General features: G+C 75.8%; 7 protein-coding genes. 5 read left to right on the top strand and 2 right to left on the bottom strand.

Annotation, left to right across the window (positions count from 1 at the left end; translation table 11 throughout):
• Positions 1-5: 5 nt before the first annotated feature.
• Entirely contained in the window at positions 6-4,685 is a 4,680-nt protein-coding gene (locus BL253_RS19745; protein ID WP_076818609.1) for an NB-ARC domain-containing protein, read from the bottom strand.
• Between the two features lie 169 nt (positions 4,686-4,854).
• Here BL253_RS19745 and BL253_RS19740 point away from each other — a divergent pair, with 169 nt between their 5' ends.
• Together BL253_RS19740 and BL253_RS19735 are read left to right on the top strand one after the other, a co-directional pair.
• A complete protein-coding gene (locus BL253_RS19740) occupies positions 4,855-6,063 on the top strand; it encodes a nicotinate-nucleotide--dimethylbenzimidazole phosphoribosyltransferase (RefSeq protein WP_076818608.1) in 1,209 nt (402 codons plus the stop codon).
• A gap of 10 nt (positions 6,064-6,073) precedes the next feature.
• A complete protein-coding gene (locus BL253_RS19735; RefSeq protein ID WP_076818607.1) occupies positions 6,074-6,991 on the top strand; it encodes an adenosylcobinamide-GDP ribazoletransferase in 918 nt (305 codons plus the stop codon).
• Between the two features lie 51 nt (positions 6,992-7,042).
• On the opposite strand, the gene BL253_RS19730 is transcribed toward BL253_RS19735, so the two are convergent.
• A complete protein-coding gene (locus BL253_RS19730) occupies positions 7,043-8,593 on the bottom strand; it encodes a leucyl aminopeptidase (RefSeq protein WP_076818606.1) in 1,551 nt (516 codons plus the stop codon).
• 76 nt (positions 8,594-8,669) lie between these two features.
• Here BL253_RS19730 and gcvT point away from each other — a divergent pair, with 76 nt between their 5' ends.
• The 3 genes from gcvT (at position 8,670) to BL253_RS19715 (ending at position 13,272) form a co-directional block, all read left to right on the top strand.
• A complete protein-coding gene (gene gcvT / locus BL253_RS19725; protein ID WP_076818605.1) occupies positions 8,670-9,812 on the top strand; it encodes a glycine cleavage system aminomethyltransferase GcvT in 1,143 nt (380 codons plus the stop codon).
• Between the two features lie 285 nt (positions 9,813-10,097).
• Complete coding sequence (gene lpdA, locus BL253_RS19720) at positions 10,098-11,486, top strand: dihydrolipoyl dehydrogenase (RefSeq protein ID WP_076818604.1); 1,389 nt, start codon at positions 10,098-10,100, stop codon at positions 11,484-11,486.
• A 301-nt stretch (positions 11,487-11,787) separates the two neighbouring features.
• A complete protein-coding gene (locus tag BL253_RS19715) occupies positions 11,788-13,272 on the top strand; it encodes a 2-oxo acid dehydrogenase subunit E2 (protein ID WP_076818603.1) in 1,485 nt (494 codons plus the stop codon).
• Positions 13,273-13,325: the final 53 nt, after the last annotated feature.

The raw sequence follows: 13,325 nt of genomic DNA, 5'->3' as shown, positions 1-13,325 counted from the left end.
GTGGGTCAGTCGAGGCGCAGCTCGTAGAGGTAGAGGCCGCCGGAGGCGGCCACGGCCAGGCCGCGCGAGTCGGGCAGCCAGGCGCAGTCCCTGGCCGCGCCGTCGAACCGCATCAGCGTGACGCACCGCCAGCGCGCCGTCTCCCAGATCCGCACCGAGCCGTCGCCGCCGGCGCTGGCGAGGAACGCCCCGTCGGGGCTGACCGCCGCGCCCCGGACCGTGTGGGTGTGCCCGGTCAGCACCGGGCCCGCCCGCCAGCCGTCGGTCCACCAGACCCTCAGCGTGTGGTCGGCGCCCGCGGAGACCAGGAAACGGCCGTCCGGCGCGACGGTGAGGCCCAGCACCTCGCCGGTGTGCCCGGTGAGCAGGTCCAGGGGCTCCAGCGTGGCGACGTCCCAGATCCGGATCTCCTGGTCCGCGCCGCCCGCGGCCACCCAGGTGCCGTCCGGGGCGACGACGCAGGTGTGCCCGGCGCCACCGCCACCGGTCACCGGTTCGGTGTTGAAAGCCTCGATGTCGTAGGGATCTTCGGGGTATGGAGGACCGGTCGGGTACAGGTCGGCGTCGTTCGGGTTCCGGGCCCGTCGGCCCGTGGTCGACGGCTGGCTGGTCGACGGCTGGCTGCTGTAGGCGCGTGACGGCTCGGCCGGCCGGCGGCTGCCGGCGCCGTAGGGCCCGCCGGCGCCGCCGCCGCCGGCCTTGCGGCCGGCGAACGAGGCGAGCCACTCGCCGCTCTGGGTGTCCCACATCCGCACGGCACCGTCCGCGCACGCGCCCACCAGCCAGGACCCGTCAGGCGACGCGGCGAAGCCGCGGACCTCGCTCGGCGAGCTGAGGACGGCCCGGACCGTGCCAGTCGCGGGCTCCCACAGCCGCACGCCGCCGTCCCGGCCGGGCAGCGCCACCCAGCTGTCGTCGGGGGCCACCGCGCCGCCACGGACGGGGTTGAGCCGCTCCCCCACCAGCGCCGCCCCCTGCTCGGCCGTGGCGACGTCCCACTGGACCGCGGTGGCGTCCTCGGAGACGGAGACGACCCAGCGCCCGTCCGAGCTCGCGACGCAGGCGCGCATCCCCTCATCCCGGCCGCTCGCCGCGATGCCCGGGTCGGCGAGCCCCACATCCCAGATCCGCAGCGCACCGTGCCGGCCGGCGGAGACCAGCCAGCTCCCGTCCGGGGCGATCGCGCAGACCGCCGCCGTCCCGCTCGGACCGACCAGCTGGCGGCGCGCGCCGGTCGCCGTGTCCCACAGCCGCACGACGCCGTCGGCCGCGGTCGCGGCCACGGCCGCGCCGTCCGCGGTGACCGCGCAGCCGCGCGCCGCCGCGCCCACGTCATAGCGCGCGACGGCCATGCGGGCCGCCGGGTCCCACCGCCGAACCGTGCCGTCCTCCCCGGCGGAGACCAGCCAGGCCGGCCCGTGGCAGCTGGCGAGCCGGCGCACCGGGCCTCGGTGGCCGCGCAGCTCCCCGATCGGGGCGCCGCCCTGGCGGGTGTCGAACAGCCGGATCACCCCGTCCTCGCACGCCACCGCGAGCAGCGAGCCGTCGGGTGAGATCGCGCAGTCGCGCAGGCGGCGGCCCGGCGTCACCACGATCATCGGGCCGGGCAGGCCGCTGCGGGCGCGCCAGCAGCGGACGATGCCGTCGTCGCCACAGGTCGCGAACCAGGCGCCCGACGGCGCGACGGCGGCGCCGCGCACCTCCCCGGAATGGCCGCGCAGCTCGAACCGGGCCGGGCCGCCGCGGGCGTCCCAGACCCGGACCACCCGGTCCGCGCCGCCTGACACCAGGAAGCGGCCGTCCGGCGCGATCACGCAGGTGTGCACGGCGCCCGTATGGCCGGTCAGCACCCCGCGGGCGGCGGAGGCGTCCGCGTCCCAGATCTGGACGGTGCCGTCGTCGCCGGCGCACGCCAGCCAGTCACCCGCCGGGGCCACCGCGCAGGCGTTGACCGACGGGCGATGGGCCTGGAGCACCCGGACGAGCCCGGGGTGCGGCTGATCGGGCAGGCTCCAGCGGTTGACCAGCCGCGGCCCGCGCACGGTGGCGGCGAGCTGGGCGCGGGCGCCGGCCAGCGCCGGGATGCCGTCGAGCCGGCTCGCCAGCACCGCGCCCAGGGCGCCCGGCGGGTCGGTGGGGCCGAACAGGTGTGCGGTCTGGCGCAGCACGCGGCGCAACGCCCTGGGCGCCGCGTCCGCGGGGTCCAGCTCGGTGACCAGCGCCAGGTCGGCGTCGAGGGCGACCAGGCCGAGGCTGGGCCGGGTGAGCTTGGCGACGGTCCAGCGCAGGTCCCGCAGCAGCGCGAGGGCCTCGCCGACCCGGCCGGCGCCGGCGAGGTGCGCGACCAGGTTCGTCCACACGTAGCCGGCCCGGCTCGGCAGCTCCCACCAGGCCGCGGGCTCGACAGCGTCCGCGAGGCCCGCGCCGGGGTGCTCGGTGTCGCCCGCGGCGTCGCCGCCGTAGCCGTCGGCGTCCCCGGGGTCGTAGCTGTAGCCCCCGGTGTCGTCGGTGTCCGGGAGGCCCCCCGCGCGTGACCGGCCCGGCACGAGCAGCCGGGCCCGCAGCGCGTCGCACAGCACCCCGTGCAGCTCACGCAGCCGCCGCGGGCCGACGCGGACGCGCAGGTAGGAACGCAGCACGTCCTGCATCAGCAACGCCGGCGGGTAACGGCGGTAGGCGAGCACCAGCGACAGGTCGAGGAGCTCCTGGCACAGGTCGTCGACCTCGTCGGGAGTGAGCTCCCCGGTGGCGCCCCAGTAGGCGTCGAGGACATAGCGGGGGATCTCGACGTCCTCGGGGAAGACGGCGAGCTCCAGGTAGCGGTCCAGCTCGTCGCCGGTGAGCAGGCCGACGCTCGCCGACAGGGTGGCGCCGACAGCCTGGTTGCGGTCCTCGAGCCGGGTGACGTCGAACGCCGTCGGGCCGCGGCGGGCCAGCCGGGCGAGCACCCGGTCGGCGGCGCGCGGCGGGGGGACGCCGTCGCGCACCAGCCGGACGAGCGCCCGGTTGACCAGCCGCAGCAGCACGGGCCAACGCCCGGTCGCGTCCAGCAGCCGCCGCGCCCGGTCGGCCGGCAGCACCTGGCCCAGCGCGAGCTCCGGGTCGGCGGTCTCGGCCGCGCCGCCTGCATCGGTCCGGCCGGGGGCGCCGCCGTTGGTATCAGTGCCCCTGGCGGGTGTCTCCCACTGCCCCGGAGCGAGGTCGAGGGTGAGCAGTCGGGCGGCCTCCGCGTCGGACATCGCCAGTACCTCGACCGTGTCGGCGGCGGCGAGGTCCGACCGCAGGTCCCGCATCCGGGTGGTGACCAGCCGAACGCAGCCCGGGCCGCCCTGCAGGAACGGCGCGAGCTGCGCCCGCGTCCACACGTCGTCGACGACGAGCAGCCGCCGAGGCGTGCCGAGCAGCTCACCGAGGCGGAACCCGGCCTGCTCGGGGTCCGCGAGCGCCGGTCGGGCGCCGGAGAGGGCCTCGCTCAGGTCGTTGATCTTGTCGGCGAGGTTCGCGCCGGTCACCGACTCGCCGACGGTCACCCACAGCACTCCGCCGGGGAACGCGCCGGCGATCTCCGGGCGCCGGCACACCTCGGCGGCGAGCGTCGTCTTGCCGAAACCGCCCACTCCGCGCAGCACCACCGTCCGTGGCGGGACCGCGCCCCGGGGCGGCTCCGCCGGCGCAGCGCCGCCGGGGACGACCGGAAAGCCGCCCGTCCCGCCGGCGCCGCCCGCCGGCGGCGCAGCCGGCAGTCGCGACGCGGAGGTCGCGGCCGGGTCGCCGGATGACGGCGTCGCCGCCGTCTGGGTGAGCTGCCGGGGGACGCGGGAAGGCGGCAGGGCGGGCAGGGTGATCTCGTCGGCGGTGTCCGCGTCCATGTCCGCGGCGGGTGTTCCCGGGCCGATGGGCCGCGTGGCGGCGCCGGTGATGCCGGTGACGTGGTCCAGCAGCCGGACGAGGACCGCCTCGGTGAGCTCCGGACGGGCGACGACCTTGCCGTGCGGCGACGGCACCATCCACGGCCGCCGCGGCCCGGTGCCCACCAACGCCGCGTCCGGGTTGACCGTGCCGACGCCGACGATGACCACGGCCGGGCCAGGCATCAGGGTGTGGCCGTTCGCCAGGCCGGCGGACGTCTCCTCCAGCTCACGGCGCTCGCGCTCACGCAGCTTGACCAGGGCGTCGAGGACGGCCGTCTCAAGGTCGGCGGGCGTCCGGAAGCTCGTGGTGATGAGACCGGCGTCGTTCAGCCGCTCACGGAAACGGCGCTGGCGGTCGCCGTGGACGATGTCCGAGAACTCCTGGAACGGGACGRGCGCGTCCTGGGCGAGCAGGAACACCAGCCGCGGAATGCCGGCCTCGGTGGCCGCCTCGAACTCGACCTCGGTGTAGGACAGGTGCGGCCGCTCGCGCACCGGCGAGCCGTAACGGAAGCCGATCAGGCCGACGTAGACGTCGCTCTCGCGGACCTGCCGGGCGCAGAAGTCGGCCGGCGGGTCGTCGCGGGCGCCGAAGTACGCCATGTCGACGGCGAGGTCGTCCGCCCGTGCCACGGCACGCTCCGCCGCGGCGACGAACGACAGGTCGCGCGGGTAGGCCCGGAGCTCGGACGTGTGGCTGAGGAACACCCGCCGCCGGTCGCCCGCCCCCGACCTGCGCGGGACGACTCCCCGCCGATCCGGAACCAGCGACACATGTGGAAACTACCGCCTTCGGCCCGCCCTGATCGCCTTCCTTGCCCGCCGGTTGTGTCGCTCGCACGATTCATGCTGTTCGCGCCATCTGGCCCCACCCTCCGCGGCTGACGGGCCAGTCACGGGGGCGCGCGGCCCGGGGCGTGGGCAATCAGGTAGTAAGGACCTCGTGGAGAACCCGCTGACCGCCGCGACCGGGGCGTCCTCGGACGGAGAGCCGACGGCTGAGGTGTCGCCCGCGGCGACGGCCAGCTGGGCGTCCGGCTCGGCCGGCATCGGCGAGGTGCCCGAGCCGGACGCGGCCGCGGCCGCCGTCGAGCAGGCCGCCGCCCACCGCCGGGCGCTCGCGCTCAACCTGCCCCGGGGCTCACTCGGCAAGCTCTCCGAGGTGGCCGCCTGGCTCGCCGCGGTCCAGGGCGTCTCGCCGCCGCGGCCGATCGCCCGGCCCCGTGCCATCGTTCTGGCCGCCGATCACGGCATCGCCGACGCGGGCCTGTATCCCTGGCCGCCCGGCGCCACCGCCCGCCGGCTGGCCGCCGTCATCGCGGGCGCCTCGCCACTCGCCGTCCTGGCCCGCCGCGCCGGTGTCGGGCTGCGTCTCGTCGACATCGCTGTCGGCACCACGGTCGACGGCGCGCCGGTCGGCGACGACGCGGGAACGGGCCCGTCGGACGAGGAGGACCGCCGGATACGGACAGGCAACGGGCGGATCGACCAGGACGACGCGCTCACCGTCGCCGAGGCCGAGCGGGCGTTCGTGACCGGCCGGCGGCTCGCGGACGAGGAGATCGACGCGGGTGCGGACCTGCTGATCCCGGGCGCGCTGGGCGTCGGGGCCGACACCGCCGCCGCGGTCGTCGTCGCGGCGCTGCGCGATCACGAACCGATCGACGTCGTGGACCGTGGCGACGGTGCCGACGACGCTCGCTGGATGCTGCGCACCGCGGCGATCCGGGACGCGCTGCGCCGGACCCGCCCGTTCGCCCCCGACGCCCGCTCGGTGCTCCGGGTCGCCGGCGGCGCGGACCTCGCGGCCATCGCCGGCGTGCTCGTCCAGGCCGCCATCCGGCGCACCCCGGTCATCATCGACGGCCCGGCGGCCTGCGCCGCGGCGCTCGCCGCCGAGCGGCTGGCGCCGGGCTCGCGCGCCTGGTGGCTGGTGGGCAGCGACTGTCCCGACCCGGCGGCGCGCCACGCGGTCGAGGCGCTCGGCCTGTCACCGCTGGTCGATCTGAAGATCCGCGTCGACGACGCGACCGGCGCGTTCGCCGCGGCCGTGCTGGTGACGGCCGCGGTGGAGACCGCCGCCGACCTCGACGCCGCCGCGGCGGAGGCCGGCGGGGCCGAGGCCGACGTCGACGCGGCGGACATCACCTGATGGTTGGTCGATGAGCCTTCGCGCCATGCTCGCCGTGCTCGTCGCCGCGCCGGTACGCCCGACCGAGCCGGTCAGCCGGACGGCGGCGAGCCGGCTGACGGCGCTCGCCCCGCTGGGCGGCCTGCTGCTCGGCCTGGTCACGGCCGTGATCGTCGTCACCATCCGGGTGTGGGCGCAGCTGCCCGGCGGCCAGCCCCAGTCGCTGCTGCCGGCCGCCGGCGGCCTGGCGCTGCTCGCCCTGGCGACCGGGGCACGTCACCTGACCGGCCTCGCCGCGGTGGCGGACGCGCTCGCCCATGACCGCGCGGGGCGGGACGCCCCGGACTGGGACGCGCCGGCGGAGAGCCCCGGCGGCGCGCTGGGCGCGGTCGGGGCGGTCACGGTGCTGTTCACCGTGCTGATCCAGGTCTTCGCGCTGAGCACGGCGATCCTCGCCCATCGCGGCACGGTCAGCATCCTCGTCGCCTGCCTGGCCAGCCGCCTGGCCGTGACCCTGGCCGGCGCCCGGGCCTCGGGGGAGCCCGAGGCGGGCGAGGTACCCACCACCCGTCTCTCCGCCCGGGCCGGCGCCCCGGCTGGCACAGCGGCCAGCACAACGGCCAGCGCGGCCACGTCCAGGCGACGGATCGTGGTCGGCCGGGTCTCGGCGTCCGGCGCGGCGCTCGCGACGGCGCTGTCGTTCGCGCTGGCCGCGATCGCCGGCCGCCTCGACTACGACGGGGGCGACCCCAGCCGAGCCCTGCGCGCCGTCGTCGCCCTCGCGCTCGCGACCGCCGCCGGCCTGCTGCTGCGCCGGTTCCTGACCCGCCGTTCCGGTGGCGTCCCCGCACCGGTCCTCGGTGCCGTCATCGAGCTGACCGTCACGGTCGCCCTCATCACGATGGCCTTCACGGTCCCCGACCGCATCCAGGACGCCATCGGCGGCTGATCCTCCCGCCCGGGCGCGAGACCTGGACGGGGGATCGGCGGCGTGCTCGGATCAGCTGGCGGAGGCGCGGTCCTCGGCGAGCTGGATGAGGGTGCGAGTGATGGCGCCGGTGGCGGCCTTGGGGGTGTGGCCGTAGGACTCGCCACCGTTCCAGGACGGGCCGGCGATGTCCAGGTGAGCCCAGGGGACGTCGGCGGGCGCGAAGGCGGCCAGGAAGTGGGCGGCGACGAGCATGCCGCCGTCGCGGCTGCCGTTGGTCGGCACGTTGGCGATGTCGGCGACCGTCGAGTCCAGGCCCTTGCGCAGCTCCGGCGGCATCGGCATCGGCCAGACGGCCTCGCCGGTGGCCTTCGCCGCCGTGGCGACCGCGTCGACGGCGCCGTCGCGGCCGAGCAGGCCGGTGGTGCGCTGGCCGAGCGCGACGATCTGCGCGCCGGTGAGCGTCGCGACGTCGACGATCATCGCCGGCTTCTCCTCGCCCGCCCGCACCAGCGCGTCACCGAGGACCAGCCGGCCCTCGGCGTCGGTGTTGAGCACCTCGACCCGGGTGCCACCGCGCAGCGTGAGCACGTCCGACGGGCGGATCGCCGTCCCGCTCGGCATGTTCTCCGCGCAGGCGAGCCAGCCGACCACCCGGGCCGGCAGCCGCAGCCGCGCGGCCGCGACGAGGGCCGCCAGCACGGACGCGGCTCCCGCCATGTCGGTCTTCATCCACTCCATCGACGTCGGCGGCTTGAGCGAGAGGCCGCCCGAGTCGAACGTGATGCCCTTGCCGACGAGGGCCAGCGCCACCGGGGCCGGCTCGGCGCCGTCGGCGGCGCCCGCGCCCGGCCACTCCAGGCGCACCAGCCGGGGCGGGTTCGTGGAGCCCTGCCCGACGCCGAGCAGGCCGCCGTACCCGCCGTCCGCGAGCTCCTTCTCGTCCAGGACCTCGACGAGCAGTCCGGCCGCGGTCGCCTCCTGCTCGGCGATCTCGGCGAGCCGCGCCGGGGGCAGGTGCCCGGGCGGGGTGTTCACCAGGTCACGCACCAGCCTGACCGCGTCGGTCACGGTCAGCGCGTGCTCGACCGCGCCGGCGGCCATCTCCGCGTCCGCCTCGCCGACGAGCACGACGACCTCCTCGGCCGGGACCGGGCGGCCCTTCGCCGACGTCGTCCGGAACACGTCGAAGCTGTACGCGCCGAGCAGCGCGCCCTCGGCGACCGACCGCACCGACTCGGGGGTGGCCGCGCCGCCCGCGAGCGCGAGCGTGGTCGCGACCCTGGCGGTGCCGGCGAGCGCCCGCGTCGCCGCCCCCGCGGCGCGGCGCAGCGCCTCGTGCTCGAGCTCCCCCACCCCGCCGGCCGGCAGCGGCCCGACCCCGACGGCGACGACGCTGCCCGCCTGGATCGCCCCGAGCGTCGCGAACCGGACCACGTCGCCGGCCCGGCCGGTCGCGCCGACATCGGCGAGCACCTTGGCCAGCCGGCCGCCGAGCGCCGCGTCAAGCTCGGCGGAGCCGCCGAGCGGTATCGGGCCGTCGTCGCCGGCGGCGGTACCGATCACCACCGCGTCCACGTCAAGGGTCTTGAGGGCTGCGGCTGCGGCGACGGCGGAGGTCATGCCCAAAGCCTAGTGCTTCCAAGCAGAAGTGCCTGCTCGCGTCCGACCAGGCGGAAGCGGTCTACGCTGCGGTGACATGGCCGAGACTCCCGGGAACACCGAGACCACCGAGACCTCCGGTGGCGCCGCGCTGCTGCGCACACCGCTGTTCGAGCGGCACGTCGAGGCGGGCGCCAAGCTCGCCTCGTTCAGTGGCTGGGAGATGCCGATCGAGTACGCCGGCGGCGGGGTGCTCGCCGAGCACAAGGCCGTCCGCGAGGCCGTGGGCGTCTTCGACGTGAGCCACCTGGGCAAGGCGAGGGTGGCCGGCCCCGGCGCCGCCGCCTTCGTCAACGCCACCCTCACCAACGACCTCGGCCGCGTCAGCCCAGGGCAGGCGCAGTACACGCTGTGCTGCGACGAGTCCGGCGGCGTCGTCGACGACCTGATCGCCTATCTCTACGGCGACGACGACGTCTTCCTGGTGCCGAACGCGGCCAACACCGCGGAGGTGGTGCGCCGGCTCGCCGCCGCCGCGCCGCCCGGCCTCACGGTCACCAACCTGCACGAGGCCTACGGCGTGCTCGCCGTCCAGGGCCCGCGCGCGCCCGAGGTGCTCGCGGCGCTGGGGCTGCCGACCGAGGGCGACTACATGTCGTTCCGCGACGCCGAGTGGAAGGGCCGGCCGGTCGTCGTCTGCCGATCCGGCTACACCGGCGAGCGCGGCTACGAGCTGCTGCCCCGCTGGGGCGACGCGGTCGAGCTGTGGGACGCGCTGGTCGCCGCCGCCGCGGGCCTCGGCGGGCGGCCCTGCGGCCTGGGCGCGCGGGACACGCTGCGCACCGAGATGGGCTATCCGCTGCACGGCCAGGACCTGTCGCTGTCGATCAGTCCGGTGCGGGCGCGATCCGGCTGGGCCGTCGGCTGGGGCAAGGAGGCGTTCTGGGGCCGGGAGGCACTGCTCGCCGAGCGGGCGGCGGGGGCGACGCACCTGCTGTGGGGCCTGAAGGCCACCGACCGCGGGATCCCCCGCCCGCACATGCGCGTCCTCGACGCCGCCGGYGCCGATGTGGGCGAGGTCACGAGCGGCACGTTCTCACCGACCCTGCGGCTCGGTATCGGCCTGGCGCTGCTCGACCGCTCCGTGAGCGAGGGCGACGAGGTCGGCGTGGACGTCCGCGGACGACGGTCGACGATGACGGTGGTCCGCCCACCCTTCGTGCCCTCTTCGCCCAAGTAGGGACGCGGCGGGCCGCCATGCCGGGCGCTGACGGTCGGGCCGATTGACGGGGCATACCCGGCTCCCACCACCCGTTCCCTATTTAGTTGCCCTGACAACAGTTGCTGATCAGAGCAACGTGACCGGTCGCACGGCCTGACAACCTGCCCGAGCGGTAGGCATGCCGTGAAAGACTGGGCAGCCGGGACCATCGGCGGTCCCGCGGGGGCGGCAGGGCACGCGGATCAGCATGATCGCGGCCCGCGCGGCCCCGCCGGCTACGAGTAACGAGAAGGGGCCCTTGGCGTGGCAGAATCTGCGGCCGGTCCCGTCGACCTTGTCATCCTCGGTGGCGGCAGCGGCGGATACGCCGCCGCGCTGCGCGCCGCCGAGCTCGGACTGAGCGTTGTCCTGGTCGAGAAGGACAAGCTTGGCGGCACGTGCCTCCACCGCGGGTGCATCCCGACGAAGGCGCTGCTGCACTCGGCGGAGATCGTGGACAACATCCACGAGAGCGAGACCTTCGGCGTCCTGTCGACCTTCAACGGTGTCGACATGGCCAAGGTCAACGCGTACAAGGAGTCGGTCGTCGGAGGCCTGTTCAAGGGCCTGACGGGGCTCATCAAGGCGCGCGGCATCGAGGTCGTCACGGGTGAGGGCCGGCTGGTCTCCCCGACCGCGGTCGCCGTCGACGGCCGGGTCATCGAGGGCCGGCACGTGATCCTGGCCACGGGTTCCTACTCGCGGTCCCTTCCCGGCCTGGAGATCGACCACGAGAAGGTCATCACCAGCGAGGACGCGCTGGGGCTGGACCGGGTACCCGGCTCGGTCGTCGTGCTCGGCGGCGGCGTGATCGGCTGTGAGTTCGCGTCGGTGTGGCGCTCCTACGGCGCCGACGTCACGATCGTCGAGGCCCTGCCGCACCTGGTGCCGCTGGAGGACGAGTCCAGCTCGAAGCTGCTGGAACGCGGCTTCCGCCGCCGTGGCATCAAGTTCAAGCTGAAGACCCGTTTCTCCGGGGTGAAGACCACCGACCACGGCGTCACGGTCTCGCTCGAGGACGGCTCGACGCTGGACGCCGAGCTGCTGCTCGTCGCGGTCGGCCGCGGCCCGGTCTCCGCGGGTCTCGGCTACGAGGAGGTCGGCGTGGCGATGGAGCGCGGCTTCGTGCTCGTCGACCGCGACCTGCGGACCAACATCCCGACGATCTCGGCGATCGGCGACCTGCGTCCGGGCCTGCAGCTCGCGCACGTCGGCTTCGCCGAGGGCATCCTCGTCGCCGAGCAGCTCGCTGGGCTCAACCCGGTGCCGGTCGACTACGACAACGTCCCCCGGGTCACGTACTCCTCCCCGGAGGTGGCCTCGGTCGGCGTGACGCTGGCCGTGGCGAAGGAACGGTTCGGCGCGGACGCGGTCACCTCGGTGACCTACAACCTCGCGGGCAACGGGAAGTCCCAGATCCTGAAGACCTCCGGCGCGGTCACGGTCATCGCCGTCAAGGACGGGCCGGTGGTCGGCGTGCACATGGTCGGTGACCGGGTCGGCGAGCTGATCGCCGAGGCGCAGCTGATCACGAACTGGGAGGCGTACCCGTCGGACGTCGCCCAGCTGATCCACCCCCACCCGACCATGTCGGAGGCGCTCGGCGAGGCCCACCTCGCCCTGGCCGGCAAGCCGCTGCACCTGCACGACTGAACGGCTGGCGCCGGGTGCATCCCCGCTCACGCGGGACCCCGGCGCCGCGCCGCCGCACCGCACCGCACCGCACCGCAACCAGCCAGGCACGGCACCTGGCCTCGGCCAGTGCCGGCACGCGTCCCGCCAGGCGTATCGCCGCCCCGTGGACGCCCGCCCGGCGCCGCGGCACCGTGCCGCCCGTCTGCCCACCGGCCACCGCACGCTCGGTCGGCGGCAGGCGGGCGGGGCGATGCCGAGACGCCGGACGGGCGGCGCGGCGGTGGACGCCCCGCGGGCACCATGAAGGAGTCCCGCAGCAATGTCTGTATCCGTCACGATGCCCCGCCTGGGCGAGAGCGTGTCCGAGGGCACGGTCACCCGGTGGCTCAAGCAGGAGGGTGAGCGCGTCGAGGCCGACGAGCCCCTCCTCGAGGTCAGCACCGACAAGGTCGACACCGAGATCCCGGCGCCGGCCTCCGGCGTGCTCTCCTCGATCAAGGTCGCCGAGGACGAGACCGTCGAGGTCGGCGTCGAGCTCGCGGTGATCGAGGACGGTGCCGGCGGTGCCGCGGCTCCGGCAGCCCCGGCCGCGGCCGCCGAGCCCGAGCCCGCTCCGGCTCCGCCGCCCCCACCGGCACCCACTCCGGCGCCGACGCCCCCGCCGGCACCCGCCCCCGCCCCCGCTCCGGTCGCTGCTACGCCAGCCCCGGCCCCAGCCGCGCCGACGCCGCCGGCTCCCTCCCCGGTCGCCGCCGCCCCGGCTCCCTCCGCCAACGGCGAGGCGCGCTACGTCACCCCGCTGGTCCGCAAGATGGCCGGTGAGCTGGGCGTCGACCTGGGGTCGGTCACCGGTTCGGGCCCCGGCGGCCGCATCAGCAAGCAGGACATCCTGGACGCCGCCCGCTCGGCGGCACCCGCTCCGGCCGAAGCACCGGCCCCGGCTCCCGCCGCCGCGCAGGCCCCCGCAGCCCCGGCTCCGCGGACCTCCCAGATCGGCTCCGCCGATTCGGCGGGAACCCCGGCCACCGCGCCCGCTCCCGCGTCCGCCCGGCCGGCGGCACCGACCGCTCCGGTGCCGGCGCTACGGGGCAGGACCGAGAAGCTGTCCCGGCTGCGCTCGGTCATCGCCCGCCGGATGGTGGAGTCACTGCAGGTCAGCGCCCAGCTGACCACGATCGTCGAKGCCGACGTCACGAAGATCGCCCGGCTGCGTACGCGGGCGAAGGACGCGTTCGCGGCCCGCGAGGGCGTCAAGCTGTCGTTCCTGCCGTTCTTCGCGGTGGCGGCCTGCGAGGCGCTGCGCGAGCACCCGGTGCTCAACTCCAGCGTCGACACCGAGGCCGGCACGATCACCTACTACGACGTCGAGCACCTCGGCATCGCGGTGGACAGCGATCGCGGCCTTCTCGTGCCCGTGATCCACAACGCCGGCGACCTGAACCTCGCCGGCATGGCCCGCAAGATCGACGACCTGGCGAAACGGACCCGGGCGAACCAGGTCTCCCCCGACGAGCTGGGCGGCGGCACCTTCACGCTGACCAACACCGGCAGCCGTGGCGCGCTGATCGACACGCCGATCATCAACCAGCCGCAGGTCGGCATCCTCGGCACCGGCGCCGTCGTCAAGCGCCCGGCCGTCATCGAGGACCCGAACCTCGGCGAGGTGATCGCCGTTCGCTCGACGGTCTACCTGTCGCTGACCTACGACCATCGGGTCGTCGACGGCGCCGACGCCGCCCGATTCCTCAACACGATGAAGGCCCGCCTGGAAGAGGGCGCCTTCGAGGCCGAGCTCGGCCTCTAGCACCCAGACCAGACCAGCCGAGCCCCGCGCGCCGAAGGGCGCGCGGGGCTCGT

It is taken from the genome of Pseudofrankia asymbiotica, assembly GCF_001983105.1.
Taxonomy (GTDB): Bacteria; Actinomycetota; Actinomycetes; order Frankiales; family Frankiaceae; genus Pseudofrankia; species Pseudofrankia asymbiotica.
Note: the sequence above shows the minus strand (reverse complement) of the source record. Positions and strands in the feature narration are given on the sequence as shown.